Below are 13,425 nucleotides of genomic sequence, written 5' to 3' on the forward strand. Positions count from 1 at the left end.
CAGAGACAGACTTTAATATTTACGATCATTTGAAACGATTACTTAGCGTTATTTACTCGACAGTAACCGACTTGGCCAGGTTACGCGGCTGGTCAACGTCAGTACCCTTGAGCACGGCTACGTAGTACGACAGCAACTGCAGTGGAATGGTGTACAGGATCGGCGCCAGCGCGTCAGCGATGTGCGGCACCTTGATCACGTGGGTGCCTTCGCCATTGGTCATGCCCGCCTGCTCGTCGGCGAACACAACCAACTCACCACCGCGAGCACGCACTTCCTGCAGGTTGGACTTCAGCTTCTCCAGCAGTTCGTTGTTCGGCGCGACGGTAACCACCGGCATGTCATTGTCCACCAGTGCCAATGGGCCGTGCTTCAACTCACCCGCCGGGTAGGCTTCGGCGTGGATATAGGAGATTTCCTTGAGTTTTAGCGCACCTTCCATTGCCACCGGGTACTGCGCACCACGGCCGAGGAACAGGGTGTGGTGCTTGTCGGCGAACAGCTCGGCGATTTTCTCGACGGTGGCATCCATGGCCAGGGCTTCGCCCAGGCGGGTCGGCAGGCGACGCAATTCTTCAACCAGCTCGGCTTCGACACCCTCTTCCAGGGTACCGCGCACCTGGCCAAGGGCCAGGGTCAACAGCATTAGCGACACCAGCTGGGTAGTGAAGGCTTTGGTAGAGGCCACGCCGATTTCAGGGCCGGCCAAGGTCAGCAGGGTCAGGTCCGACTCACGTACCAACGAGCTGATGCCCACGTTGCAGATCGCCAGGCTGCCGAGGAAACCCAGCTCCTTGGCGTTGCGCAGCGCGGCCAGGGTGTCGGCGGTTTCACCGGATTGCGAGATGGAGACGAACAAAGTATCCGGCTGCACCACCACCTTGCGGTAACGGAATTCGCTGGCCACTTCCACCTGGCACGGGATGCCAGCCAGGCTTTCCAGCCAGTAACGGGCGACCATACCCGCGTGGTAGCTGGTGCCACAGGCGACGATCTGCACGTTGCGCACTTTGGCGAACAGTTCGGCAGCCTTCGGGCCGAAAGCCTGGACTAGCACGTTGTCCTTGCCCAGACGGCCTTCCAGGGTGCGCTGAACAACGCTTGGCTGCTCGTGGATTTCCTTGAGCATGAAGTGGCGATAGTTGCCCTTGTCGGCAGCTTCGGCGCCTTCATGGTACTGCACGGTTTCGCGCTGGACCTTGTTGCCTTGCTGGTCCCAGATGGTGACCTGATCACGGCGGATTTCAGCGATGTCGCCTTCTTCCAGGTACATGAAGCGGTCGGTGACCTGACGCAGCGCCAACTGGTCGGACGCCAGGAAGTTTTCACCCAGGCCCAGACCGATAACCAGCGGGCTGCCGCTGCGTGCAGCTACCAGGCGGTCAGGCTGCTTGGCGCTGATCAGCGCCAGGCCATAGGCACCATGCAGGCGCTTCACCGCTGCTTTCAGCGCGTCGGCCAGGTCCGGAATGCTCTTAAGGGTGTGGTGGATCAGGTGAACGATGACTTCGGTGTCGGTCTGGGACGTGAAGATGTAGCCCAGGCCTTTCAGCTCTTCACGCAGCTCTTCGTGGTTTTCGATGATGCCATTGTGCACCACAGCCACTTCATCGCCCGAGAAGTGCGGGTGGGCGTTGCCTTCGGTCGGCGCACCATGGGTAGCCCAACGGGTGTGGGCGATACCCAGCTGGCCCGCCAGTGGCTCAGCAGCAACCGCAGCTTCCAGCTCGCTGACCTTGCCAATGCGGCGGCGGCGCTGCAATTCACCGTTCTGGGTGAGAACCGCCAGGCCGGCGCTGTCGTACCCGCGGTACTCAAGACGCTTGAGGCCTTCGATCAGGATGGCTGTGATATTGCGCTCGGCGACGGCACCAACGATTCCACACATGTTTTATTGCTCCTGGCTGATCGCGGCGCAGATCAGGTTGATGCCGCGGGCTTGAATTTGTTCGCGTGCCGCTGCAGGCAGGCGTTCATCTGTAATAAGGGTATGTACGCTGCCCCAGGGCAGCTCGAGGTTAGGGATCTTGCGCCCCACCTTGTCCGACTCGACCATCACGATCACTTCACGGGCAACTTCGGCCATGACCCGACTGAGCCCAAGCAGCTCGTTGAAGGTAGTAGTACCCCGGCCGAGGTCGATGCCGTCGGCACCGATGAACAGCTGGTCGAAATCGTAAGAGCGCAGTACCTGCTCGGCGACTTGGCCCTGGAATGATTCGGAATGCGGGTCCCAGGTGCCACCGGTCATCAGCAGTACCGGCTCGTGTTCGAGGTCGCAAATGGCACGGGCTACATTCAGCGAATTGGTCATTACTACCAAGCCCGGCTGGCGCCCCAGTTCGGGGATCATGGCTGCCGTGGTGCTGCCGCTGTCGATGATGATGCGCGCATGTTCGCGGATTCGCCCGACGGCGGCACGCGCAATGGCCTTCTTATAGGAAGACACAGGCTGGGCCGGCTCACCGAGCAGTTCTTGCGGCACCGGTACCGCGCCGCCGTAGCGGCGCAGCAACAGGCCGTTGGTTTCGAGGGCGGCGAGGTCTTTGCGAATGGTCACTTCCGAAGTTTCGAAACGCTTGGCCAAGGCGTCCACGCTCACCTCGCCCTGCTCGCTGAGCAAAGCCAGGATGTTGTGCCGCCGCTGCGGTGTGTTTCGTTTCGACATGAGCTCTTAAGTTTCGTTTCGAAAGATAATGGTTGCAATCAAAACCTAAGACGCTCGTCTCGTCAAGCAGTAGCTGCCCTGTGGATAATTTCTTCTGCTTTTGGCAGGGTCCCTGTAGGAGCGGCCTTGTGTCGCGATGGGCTGCAAAGCAGCCCCGGCAATTTCAGGTTCACCTCGAAATCCAAGGGGCCGCGTTGCGGCCCATCGCGACACAAGGCCGCTCCTACAAGGGATTACCAATAGCCCAATAAAAAAGCCGACTTATTCACATAGGTCGGCTTTGGATCGAAACAGCTGTGAATAACTCAGCTCTTCTTGGTTTTCTCCGGGCGCTTCCAACCCGAGATGTTGCGCTGGCGTGCACGGGCCACCGCCAGGTCGCCAGCTTCAACCGTCTGGGTAATGGTCGAACCGGCTGCGGTGGTCGCGCCGGCCTTGATTTCCACAGGCGCCACCAGCGAGTTGTTCGAACCGATGAACACGTCCTCGCCCATCACCGTCTTGAACTTGTTGGCGCCATCGTAGTTGCAGGTGATGGTGCCGGCGCCGATGTTGGTGCGCGCACCGATTTCAGCATCGCCCAGGTAAGTCAGGTGACCGGCCTTGGCGCCTTCACCCAGGTGTGCGTTTTTCAGTTCGACGAAGTTACCCACATGGGCCTTTGCGTCCAGTACGCTGCCCGGGCGCAGGCGGGCGAACGGGCCGGCATCGCTGCCCTCGCCCATCACAGCGCCTTCGAGGTGGCTGTTGGCCTTGACCACCGCGCCTTTGCGCAGCGTGGTGTTCTTGATGACGCAGTTAGGGCCGATCTGAACATCGTCCTCGATGACCACCTTGCCTTCGAGAATCACGTTGATGTCGATGAGCACGTCACGACCAACGGTCACTTCACCCCGTACATCGAAGCGCGCCGGGTCGCGCAGGGTCACGCCCTGGGCCATCAGGCGGCGGCCTTCACGCAGTTGGTAGTGACGCTCCAGCTCGGACAGCTGGCGACGGTCGTTGGCGCCCTGCACTTCCATCGGGTCGTGTGGCTGCTCGGTGGCCACCACCAGGCCGTCAGCCACCGCCATGGCGATGACGTCGGTCAGGTAGTACTCGCCCTGGGCGTTGTTGTTCGACAGGCGGCCCATCCAGTCGGCCAGGCGCGCGGCTGGCAACGCCAGAATACCGGTGTTGCCTTCCTTGATGGCTTTCTGTGCATCGTTGGCGTCCTTGTGCTCAACGATGGCAGTCACCTGGCCTTGCTCGTCACGCACGATACGACCATAGCCGGTCGGGTCTTCGAGCGTGACCGTAAGCAGGCCCAGTTGCTGATCATTGGCTTTGGCCAACAAACGCTGCAGGGTCTCCACTTCGATCAACGGCACATCGCCGTACAGCACCAGCACGGTATCGGCGGTCAGCGCTGGCAAAGCCTGGGCAACAGCATGGCCGGTACCCAGCTGTTTATCCTGCATGACGAAATTCAGGTCGTCAGCGGCCAGGCGCTCGCGAACCAGCTCGGCGCCATGGCCAATGACCACGTGAATACCTTGTGGCTGCAGTTGACGTGCGCTGTGGATAACATGGCCGAGCATGGAGTTGCCGGCTATCGGGTGCAGCACCTTGGGCAGCGCCGAGCGCATGCGGGTACCTTGGCCGGCGGCGAGAATAACGATATCGAGTGACATTACTGGCTACCAATCCTGGGCGGTCAGTGAAAGACCGGGGGGAGAAAACAGAAAAAGAAAAAGGGTAGCCGAGGCTACCCTTTTACTCAATCGCAATAGAAGTGATCAGCCAAAGGCCAATTACTTGCCTTTGCGCATTTGCTGAACGGTACGCAGCTGGGCTGCGGCCTCGGCCAGACGTGCGGCGGCGGCACCGTAGTCGAAGTCCGCGCCTTTCAGATTCAGGGCGTTCTCGGCAGCCTTGAGGGCTTCCTGAGCTTGCGCTTCATCCAGGTCTGCAGCACGTTGCACGGTATCGGCAAGCACCTTGACCATGTTCGGCTGAACCTCGAGGAAGCCACCAGAGATGTAGAACACCTCTTGGGTGCCACCCTGCTTGGTCAGCGTGATCGGACCAGGCTTGAGATTGGTGATCAGCGGCGCGTGGCCCGGAGCGATACCAAGATCACCCAGGTTACCGTGCGCTACTACCATCTCGACCAGGCCGGAGAAAATCTCTCCTTCCGCGCTGACGATATCGCAATGGACTGTCATAGCCATCTGTTTGCCTCAACCTGATAGCGCCCCTTGCGGGGCGCAGGAATTACAGTTTCTTGGCTTTCTCGATCGCTTCGTCGATGCTGCCGACCATGTAGAACGCTTGTTCTGGCAGGTGGTCGTAGTCACCTTTGAGGATGCCGCTGAAGCCAGCGATGGTGTCTTTCAGGGAAACGTACTTGCCTGGCGAACCGGTGAAGACTTCGGCCACGAAGAACGGCTGCGACAGGAAGCGCTGGATCTTACGAGCGCGGGCTACCAGTTGCTTGTCGTCTTCGGACAGTTCGTCCATACCCAGGATCGCGATGATGTCCTTCAGCTCTTTGTAACGCTGCAGAACATACTGAACGCCACGAGCGGTGTCGTAGTGCTCGTTGCCGATCACGTTCGGGTCCAGCTGGCGCGAAGTCGAGTCCAGTGGGTCGACTGCTGGGTAGATACCCAGGGAGGCGATGTCACGGGACAGAACGACGGTGGCGTCCAAGTGGGCGAAGGTGGTCGCTGGCGACGGGTCGGTCAAGTCGTCCGCAGGTACGTATACGGCCTGTACGGAGGTGATCGAACCTTCCTTGGTGGAGGTGATGCGCTCTTGCAGAACGCCCATCTCTTCAGCCAGGGTCGGCTGGTAACCTACTGCCGAAGGCATACGGCCCAGCAGTGCGGATACTTCAGTACCGGCCAGGGTGTAACGATAGATGTTGTCGACGAACAGCAGAACGTCGTTACCTTCGTCACGGAACTTCTCAGCCATGGTCAGGCCGGTCAGCGCTACGCGCAGACGGTTTCCTGGTGGCTCGTTCATCTGACCGTAGACCAGCGCTACTTTGTCGAGAACGTTGGAGTCCTTCATCTCGTGGTAGAAGTCGTTACCCTCACGAGTACGCTCACCCACACCAGCGAACACGGAGTAACCGCTGTGTTCCATGGCGATGTTACGGATCAGTTCCATCATGTTTACGGTCTTGCCGACACCGGCACCACCGAACAGACCAACTTTACCACCCTTGGCGAACGGGCAAACCAGGTCGATAACCTTGATGCCGGTTTCCAGCAGGTCGTTGCCACCTGCCTGGTCAGCGAACGAAGGCGCTGGCTGGTGGATACCGCGACGCTCTTCTTCGCCGATCGGGCCGGCTTCGTCGATCGGGTTGCCCAGTACGTCCATGATACGGCCCAGAGTGGCCTTACCAACTGGAACGGAAATGGCAGCGCCGGTGTCGACGACATCCAGACCACGCTTCAGGCCTTCGGTCGAGCCCATCGCAATGGTACGAACCACGCCGTCGCCCAGCTGCTGCTGAACTTCCAGGGTGGTTTCCGCGCCTTGTACTTTCAGCGCGTTGTATACACTCGGCACGACGTCACGTGGGAATTCCACGTCGATGACGGCGCCGATGATTTGAACGATACGTCCGCTACTCATAGCTGGATCCTCTGAATATGTGAACCGTTAAACCGCGGCAGCGCCGCCGACGATTTCCGAGATCTCCTGGGTGATCGCAGCCTGACGCGCCTTGTTGTAGATCAACTGAAGCTCTTTGATCAAATCACCGGCGTTGTCTGTGGCGTTCTTCATGGCGATCATCCGGGCCGCTTGTTCAGCAGCGTTGTTCTCGACCACCGCCTGGTACACCTGCGACTCCACGTAACGCACCATCAAGCCGTCCAGCAGCTCTTTTGCGTCGGGTTCGTACAAGTAATCCCAGTGATGCTTGAGATCCTGATCCGGGGTTGCCACCAACGGTACCAATTGCTCGACCGTTGGCTTCTGGGTCATGGTGTTGATGAACTTGTTCGAAACCACCGAGAGGCGATCGATACGGCCGTCGAGGTAGGCGTCCAGCATCACTTTGACGGAGCCGATCAAATCGTTGATCGATGGCTCTTCGCCCAGGTGGCTGATCGCGGCTACGACGTTACCGCCAAAGATGCGGAAGAAAGTCGCACCCTTGCTGCCGATCACGCACAGGTCGATTTCCACGCCCTGTTCGCGGTTTTCGTTCATGTCCTTGACCAGGGCCTTGAACAGGTTGGTATTCAAGCCACCGCACAGACCACGGTCACTGCTCACCACGATATAACCGGCGCGCTTTACAGGGCGCTCGATCATGAACGGGTGACGGTATTCCGGGTTGGCGTTGGCCAGATGACCGATCACCTGGCGGATACGCTCCGCGTAAGGACGGCTAGCAGCCATGCGCAGTTGTGCCCTGCGCATCTTGCTGACCGCCACTTTCTCCATGGCGCTGGTAATTTTTTGCGTGCTTTTGATGCTCGCAATCTTACTGCGAATCTCTTTTGCGCCTGCCATGTATCACCTATCAGGTTAGCAAGCGGGGGCCAGAGCCCCCGCTGCGGCTTACCAGGTCTGGGTGGCCTTGAACTTCTCGATACCGGCTTTCAGGCCTGCGTCGATTTCGTCGTTGAAGTCACCCTTCACGTTGATCTTCGCCATCAGTTCAGCGTGATCACGGTTGAAGAAGGCGATCAGTGCTTGCTCGAAGCTGCCGATCTTGGAGACTTCTACGTCGGTCAGGAAGCCACGCTCAGCGGCGTACAGCGACAGAGCCATGTCCGCGATGGACATCGGCGCGTACTGCTTCTGCTTCATCAGCTCGGTTACGCGCTGACCATGCTCCAGCTGCTTGCGGGTCGCTTCGTCCAGATCGGAAGCGAACTGGGCGAATGCAGCCAGTTCACGGTACTGAGCCAGTGCGGTACGAATACCACCGGACAGCTTCTTGATGATCTTGGTCTGAGCGGCACCACCTACACGGGATACCGAAACACCGGCGTTCACTGCAGGGCGGATGCCCGAGTTGAACATGGCCGATTCCAGGAAGATCTGACCGTCGGTGATGGAAATCACGTTGGTCGGAACGAACGCGGAAACGTCGCCAGCCTGGGTTTCGATGATCGGCAGAGCGGTCAGGGAACCGGTTTTGCCAGTCACAGCGCCGTTGGTGAACTTCTCGACGTATTCTTCCGAAACGCGCGATGCACGCTCCAGCAGACGGGAGTGGAGATAGAACACGTCGCCTGGGTACGCTTCACGTCCTGGTGGACGGCGCAGCAGCAGGGAGATCTGACGGTAGGCAACGGCCTGCTTGGACAGGTCATCGTAAACGATCAGGGCGTCTTCACCGCGGTCACGGAAGAACTCGCCCATGGTGCAACCGGCGTATGGCGCCAGGAATTGCAGTGCGGCGGATTCCGAAGCACTGGCAACTACCACGATGGTGTTGGCCAGGGCGCCGTTTTCTTCCAGCTTGCGAACGATGTTGGCAACGGTGGAACGCTTCTGGCCGACAGCAACATAAACACAGAAAATACCGGAGTCTTTCTGGTTGATGATGGCGTCGATGGCCATGGCGGTCTTGCCGATCTGACGGTCGCCAATGATCAGCTCACGCTGGCCACGGCCGACTGGGATCATGGCGTCGACGGATTTGTAGCCAGTCTGTACAGGCTGGTCTACCGACTTACGCCAGATCACGCCTGGAGCAACTTTTTCGACCGCGTCGGTCTGGGTGTTGCCCAGAGGACCTTTGCCGTCGATCGGGTTGCCCAGTGCGTCGACGACGCGACCCAGCAGTTCCTTACCAACCGGAACTTCCAGGATGCGGCCGGTGCACTTGGCGCTCATGCCTTCGGCGAGGGTGTCGTATGCACCCAGGATCACTGCACCTACGGAGTCTTGCTCCAGGTTCAGGGCCATGCCGTAGACGCCGCCCGGGAACTCGATCATTTCGCCGTACATGACGTCGGCCAGACCGTGGATCCGCACGATACCGTCGGAAACCGAAACAACGGTACCTTCGTTACGGGCTTGGGAGCTCACATCGAGGTTGTCGATGCGGCCCTTGATGATTTCACTAATTTCGGAAGGATTGAGTTGCTGCATTGCTCTGCTGCCCCTTCAAACTCAAGATTTCAATGCTTCGGCCAGTTTCGCGATCTTGCCGCGAACAGAGCCATCGATTACCAGGTCACCAGCGCGGATGACGACGCCGCCAATCAGGCTGGCATCCTCCGACGCGTGCAGGCGCACTTCCTGGCCTAACCGTGCACTGAGAACCTTGGCGAGTTTGTCTTGCTGTTCTTGGTTCAACGCGAAGGCACTGGTGACTTCCACGTCCACGGATTTCTCTTGCTCGGCCTTGTACAGGTCGAACAGAGCGGCAATCTCCGGCAGAAGCAGGAGACGGTCGTTTTCCGCGGCAACATGAATGAAATTCTGTGCCTGTGCATTGAACTTGTCACCGCACACGTCAATGAACGTGGCGGCCTTTTCTGCGCTCGTCAGTCGCGGGGCCTTGAGCAGGCGCTGCATGGTGTCGTCTTGCGACACCGCAGCAGCCAGGCCGAGCATGGCTGACCAATTGGCCAGTTGCTGATGGGCCTGGGCATGCTCAAAGGCAGCCTTAGCGTAAGGTCGGGCCAACGTGGTCAGTTCTGCCATGATCGCCCTCGCTTAAATTTCAGCGGCCAGTTTGTTAACCAGCTCCGCATGCGCGTTTTGATCGATTGTGGCGCCAAGGATCTTTTCAGCACCACCAACAGCCAGAGCACCCACTTGGGCACGCAGGGCGTCTTTAGCGCTGTTCAGTTCCTGTTCGATCTCGGCCAGAGCCTGAGCCTTCACACGGTCAGCTTCGACGCGGGCCTGGTCACGGGCTTCCTCGACAAGCTGAGCAGCGCGCTTCTTGCTTTGCTCAATGATTTCGGCTGCCTGTGCTTTAGCTTCACGCAGTTGCTGACCCGCTTTCTCTTGGGCCAGCTCCAGGTCGCGAGCTGCGCGGTTGGCAGCGTCCAAGCCGTCGGCAATCTTCTTTTGGCGCTCTTGCAGGGCAGTGATGACCGGAGGCCATACATACTTCATGCAGAAGAGTACAAAAATCAGAAAAGCAACGGATTGGCCAATCAGGGTTGCATTAATGTTCACGCCAACACCTCGCTCGGTCTTTATTCATACAGCCATCAACTCGTGGTGACGAGTGATTAGCCGGCGATCTGACCAACGAACGGATTCGCGAAGGTGAAGAACAGAGCGATACCAACACCGATCATGGTTACGGCGTCGAGCAGACCGGCAACGATGAACATTTTGACCTGCAGCATCGGAACCATTTCTGGCTGACGAGCAGCGCCTTCCAGGAATTTGCCGCCCAGCAGGCCGAAACCAATGGCGGTACCCAGAGCACCCAGGCCGATCAGCAGAGCAACAGCGATAGCGGTCAGACCAACTACAGTTTCCATCTTTCCTCCCGACTTTTACGTCGTATTGGTTAGGTTTTTAGTTTGAAGCGGTAAAACAAATCGTTTGGTACAGCATGCCCTTGCGGACTTTTTAAGCCCTCCCCCCGAACAGGCGGGGAAGGCTATCAGACACGCCAGGCGGTCTTAATGGTTATCTTCGTGGGCCATCGACAGGTAGACGATGGTCAGCATCATGAAGATGAAAGCTTGCAGGGTGATGATCAGGATGTGGAACACAGCCCACGCCCATTGCAGCACCACACCCAGGCCGCTGAGCCACAGCAGGCCGGAGCCGAACATTACAGCGATCAGGATGAACACCAGCTCGCCGGCATACATGTTGCCGAACAGACGCAGTGCCAGCGAGATCGGCTTGGCGATCAGGGTGACGAATTCCAGCAGGAAGTTGACCGGAATCAGCAGGATCTGCACGAAGATGTTCTTGCTGCCGAACGGGTGCAGGGTCAGCTCACCGATGAAGCCGCCCAGGCCCTTGACCTTGATGCTGTAGAAGATGATCAGGGCGAACACGCAGAAGGCCATGGCCAGGGTCGCGTTCGGGTCGGTGGTCGACACGGCGCGGAACGGAATGTGCGGGTCACCGGAGATCAGGATGGCCAGCTGAGGAATCCAGTCGACCGGTACCAGGTCGACGGCGTTCATCAGGAATACCCAGACGAAAATGGTCAGCGCCAGCGGTGCAATCACCGGGCTACGGCCGTGGAAGGAGTCCTTCACGCTGCCGTTGACGAAGTCCACCATCACTTCAACGAAGTTCTGCAGGCCGCCAGGCTGGCCGGAAGTCGCCTTCTTGGCCGCCATGCGGAAGATGAACAGGAAGATCAGACCCAGCGCGACGGACCAACCCAGGGTGTCCAGGTGGAACGCCCAGAAGCCCATTGCCTTGGCTTCTGCAGCCGAATGGGCGAAGCCCCAGCTGCCGTCTGGTAGTTGACCGTAGGTCAGGTTCTGCAAGTGGTGCTGGATATAGCCCGAAGCGGTTTCTGCTGCCATGGTTGCCTCAAACGCCCTAAGGTCTCGAAAGTCTTTTATTCATCAGCAGGGGCGCGAACCAGCTGACCAAAAGGGTCAACACGAAGACGCCGAATACTGCTAACGGCGCCAGTGGCTTCACTCCTGCGAAGGTCAGTGCAAAAAGCACTGCCGTCAAAATCATCTTGCCTGCCTCGCCAGCGTAAAACGACTTGACGATGGCTTGTGCCGCCCGAGCCCCGCTGAAGCGAAAAGCCTTCCAGGCGAAATACACATTGGGCAGCCAGGCAATCAAACCTCCGCAAAGGCCTGAATATCCACTGACCGCCCCTTTCCACTGCCACAACACCAAGGTTGCCAGCAGCAGTACGACGAATTGAGCCAGCAGTACCGGAAAAACCGCCCAGCGATGGAAAGGCAGGCGGTTTGGCGTGCGGATTTCCATCACAACTGCTCCTCGGAAGTCGACCAACAAGTCAGTTATGACTTGGCATAATTTGTGCCGACAAAATGCGCGCAGAGTATAGGGGTGGATTAACCCCTATTCAACTCTTCGGTAGTGATTTCCGACTGCGCGCTACAACAGCAATTGTTTCAGCGGATGTGAGAAAGCACGCCTTGCAACTCGTCAAGCGAGTTGTAGCGAATAACCAATTGGCCTTTTCCCTTGTTGCCATGACGGATCTGCACGGCGGAGCCCAGGCGCTCTGCGAGCCGCTGTTCAAGGCGTGCGATATCCGGATCAGGTTTGCTCTGTTCGACCGGATCAGGTTTGTCGCTGAGCCATTGGCGAACCAATGCCTCGGTTTGGCGCACGGTGAGGCCACGTGCGACAACATGACGCGCCCCCTCCTCCTGACGGCTTTCGTCCAGACCGAGCAATGCACGGGCATGGCCCATCTCCAGATCGCCATGGGCGAGCATGGTCTTGATCGCTTCGGGCAAGGTAATCAGGCGCAGCAAGTTGGCCACGGTTACCCGCGATTTGCCCACGGCGTCAGCCACCTGTTGCTGGGTGAGCTCGAATTCCTGCTGCAGCCGCTGCAGGGCCATGGCCTCTTCCAGCGGGTTGAGGTCTTCGCGCTGGATGTTCTCGATCAGCGCCATGGCGATGGCGGCTTCGTCTGGCACTTCGCGGACCATGGCCGGGATCGTGTCCAGGCCGGCCTGCTGGGTGGCGCGCCAACGGCGCTCGCCGGCGATGATCTCGTAACGGTTGTCGCCGATCGGGCGGACCACGATCGGCTGCATCACGCCATGAGTGCGAATCGAGTGCGCAAGCTCTTCCAGCGCCTCCGGGTCCATGTCCCGGCGTGGCTGGTACTTGCCACGCTGGATCAACTCGACCGGCAGGTGTTGCAGTTCTTTCTGGTCGATCTTCACAGCCTGCTCTTCGAGCGCGCTGACGGAAGGACCACTGAGCAGTGCATCCAACCCACGTCCGAGACCCCGTTTCTTGACGGCCATACGGATTCCTTAAGTTGTTTGTGCAGTGCGTGATTGACGGCGTTGACGGCGAACCAGTTCCCCAGCAAGGGCCAGATACGCCAGCGCGCCGCGCGATTGCTTGTCGTAAGCCAGGGCCGGCATGCCGAAGCTGGGGGCCTCGGCCAGGCGAATGTTGCGCGGAATGACCGTGTCGTACAGCTGCGGGCCAAAATGCTCTTTCAGCTGCGCCGAAACATCGTTGTTCAGGCTAAGGCGCGGATCGTACATGGTCCGCAGCAGGCCCTCGATCTTCAGCTCCGGGTTCAACCGGGCGGCGATGCGCTTGATGTTATCCACAAGGTCGCTGAGACCTTCCAGTGCGTAGTACTCGCACTGCATGGGGATAATCACGCCATCGGACGCGACCAGGGCGTTGAGCGTGAGCATCGACAGCGACGGCGGGCAGTCGATGAGGATGTAGTCATAGTTCTCACGGATGGGTGCCAGGGCGTTGCGCAGGCGGCTCTCCTTGACCTGCATTTCCAGCAGCACCACTTCGGCGGCGGTCAGGTCGCGGTTGGCCGGCAGCAGCTGGAAGCCTCCGTGTTCGGAGTAATGCATGGCCTGGGCCAGGTCGCATTCCCCGATGAGCAGGTCGTAGACCGAGTGCTCGAGCTCGTGCTTGTCCACGCCGCTGCCCATGGTGGCGTTGCCTTGCGGATCGAGGTCGATCAGCAGCACACGACGCTTGGTCGCGGCCAGCGAGGCGGCGAGATTGATACAGGTGGTGGTCTTGCCTACACCACCTTTCTGGTTCGCGATTGCGAATACCTTAGCCATTGATGCGCGTGTTCCCAGTCATGCCTT

General features: G+C 59.1%; 14 protein-coding genes. All 14 read right to left on the reverse strand.

From position 1 onward, the window contains the following. Positions 1 to 52 precede the first annotated feature (52 nt). Positions 53 to 1,888: a glutamine--fructose-6-phosphate transaminase (isomerizing) gene (glmS, locus tag APH35_RS10365; RefSeq protein ID WP_012274905.1), complete on the reverse strand. Its 1,836-nt coding sequence runs from the start codon at positions 1,886 to 1,888 to the stop codon at positions 53 to 55. Between the two features lie 3 nt (positions 1,889 to 1,891). After that, the gene (locus APH35_RS10370) at positions 1,892 to 2,668 is read right to left on the reverse strand and encodes a DeoR/GlpR family DNA-binding transcription regulator (RefSeq protein WP_012274906.1); all 777 of its coding nucleotides are present in this window, start codon (positions 2,666 to 2,668) and stop codon (positions 1,892 to 1,894) included. Between the two features lie 305 nt (positions 2,669 to 2,973). Further along, the gene (glmU, locus tag APH35_RS10375) at positions 2,974 to 4,341 is read right to left on the reverse strand and encodes a bifunctional UDP-N-acetylglucosamine diphosphorylase/glucosamine-1-phosphate N-acetyltransferase GlmU (RefSeq protein ID WP_060514754.1); all 1,368 of its coding nucleotides are present in this window, start codon (positions 4,339 to 4,341) and stop codon (positions 2,974 to 2,976) included. Between the two features lie 120 nt (positions 4,342 to 4,461). Further along, complete coding sequence (locus APH35_RS10380) at positions 4,462 to 4,881, reverse strand: F0F1 ATP synthase subunit epsilon (RefSeq protein ID WP_012274908.1); 420 nt, start codon at positions 4,879 to 4,881, stop codon at positions 4,462 to 4,464. Positions 4,882 to 4,924: 43 nt separating this feature from the next. Continuing rightward, positions 4,925 to 6,301, reverse strand: coding sequence for a F0F1 ATP synthase subunit beta (gene atpD / locus APH35_RS10385; protein WP_012274909.1), 1,377 nt, complete (start codon positions 6,299 to 6,301; stop codon positions 4,925 to 4,927). Positions 6,302 to 6,328: 27 nt separating this feature from the next. Further along, positions 6,329 to 7,189: a F0F1 ATP synthase subunit gamma gene (gene atpG / locus APH35_RS10390; RefSeq protein WP_012274910.1), complete on the reverse strand. Its 861-nt coding sequence runs from the start codon at positions 7,187 to 7,189 to the stop codon at positions 6,329 to 6,331. Between the two features lie 48 nt (positions 7,190 to 7,237). Next, positions 7,238 to 8,782 (reverse strand): F0F1 ATP synthase subunit alpha, encoded by a 1,545-nt coding sequence (gene atpA, locus APH35_RS10395; protein ID WP_012274911.1) that lies wholly within the window; start codon positions 8,780 to 8,782, stop codon positions 7,238 to 7,240. 21 nt (positions 8,783 to 8,803) lie between these two features. Beyond that, positions 8,804 to 9,340: a F0F1 ATP synthase subunit delta gene (locus tag APH35_RS10400; protein ID WP_003253191.1), complete on the reverse strand. Its 537-nt coding sequence runs from the start codon at positions 9,338 to 9,340 to the stop codon at positions 8,804 to 8,806. A 12-nt stretch (positions 9,341 to 9,352) separates the two neighbouring features. Beyond that, positions 9,353 to 9,823 (reverse strand): F0F1 ATP synthase subunit B, encoded by a 471-nt coding sequence (locus tag APH35_RS10405; protein WP_003260032.1) that lies wholly within the window; start codon positions 9,821 to 9,823, stop codon positions 9,353 to 9,355. Positions 9,824 to 9,879: 56 nt separating this feature from the next. After that, a complete protein-coding gene (atpE, locus tag APH35_RS10410; protein ID WP_003097235.1) occupies positions 9,880 to 10,137 on the reverse strand; it encodes a F0F1 ATP synthase subunit C in 258 nt (85 codons plus the stop codon). A gap of 144 nt (positions 10,138 to 10,281) precedes the next feature. Then, complete coding sequence (atpB, locus tag APH35_RS10415; protein WP_003260030.1) at positions 10,282 to 11,151, reverse strand: F0F1 ATP synthase subunit A; 870 nt, start codon at positions 11,149 to 11,151, stop codon at positions 10,282 to 10,284. Between the two features lie 16 nt (positions 11,152 to 11,167). Then, entirely contained in the window at positions 11,168 to 11,575 is a 408-nt protein-coding gene (locus tag APH35_RS10420) for a F0F1 ATP synthase subunit I (protein WP_008092225.1), read from the reverse strand. A 149-nt stretch (positions 11,576 to 11,724) separates the two neighbouring features. Further along, on the reverse strand, positions 11,725 to 12,597 hold the full coding sequence (locus APH35_RS10425; protein WP_012274912.1) for a ParB/RepB/Spo0J family partition protein: 873 nt from the start codon (positions 12,595 to 12,597) through the stop codon (positions 11,725 to 11,727). Positions 12,598 to 12,606: 9 nt separating this feature from the next. Then, a complete protein-coding gene (locus APH35_RS10430; protein WP_012274913.1) occupies positions 12,607 to 13,398 on the reverse strand; it encodes a ParA family protein in 792 nt (263 codons plus the stop codon). Between the last annotated feature and the right edge of the window lie 27 nt (positions 13,399 to 13,425).

The organism is Pseudomonas sp. NBRC 111132, assembly GCF_001320565.1.
Classification (GTDB): Bacteria; Pseudomonadota; Gammaproteobacteria; order Pseudomonadales; family Pseudomonadaceae; genus Aquipseudomonas; species Aquipseudomonas putida_P.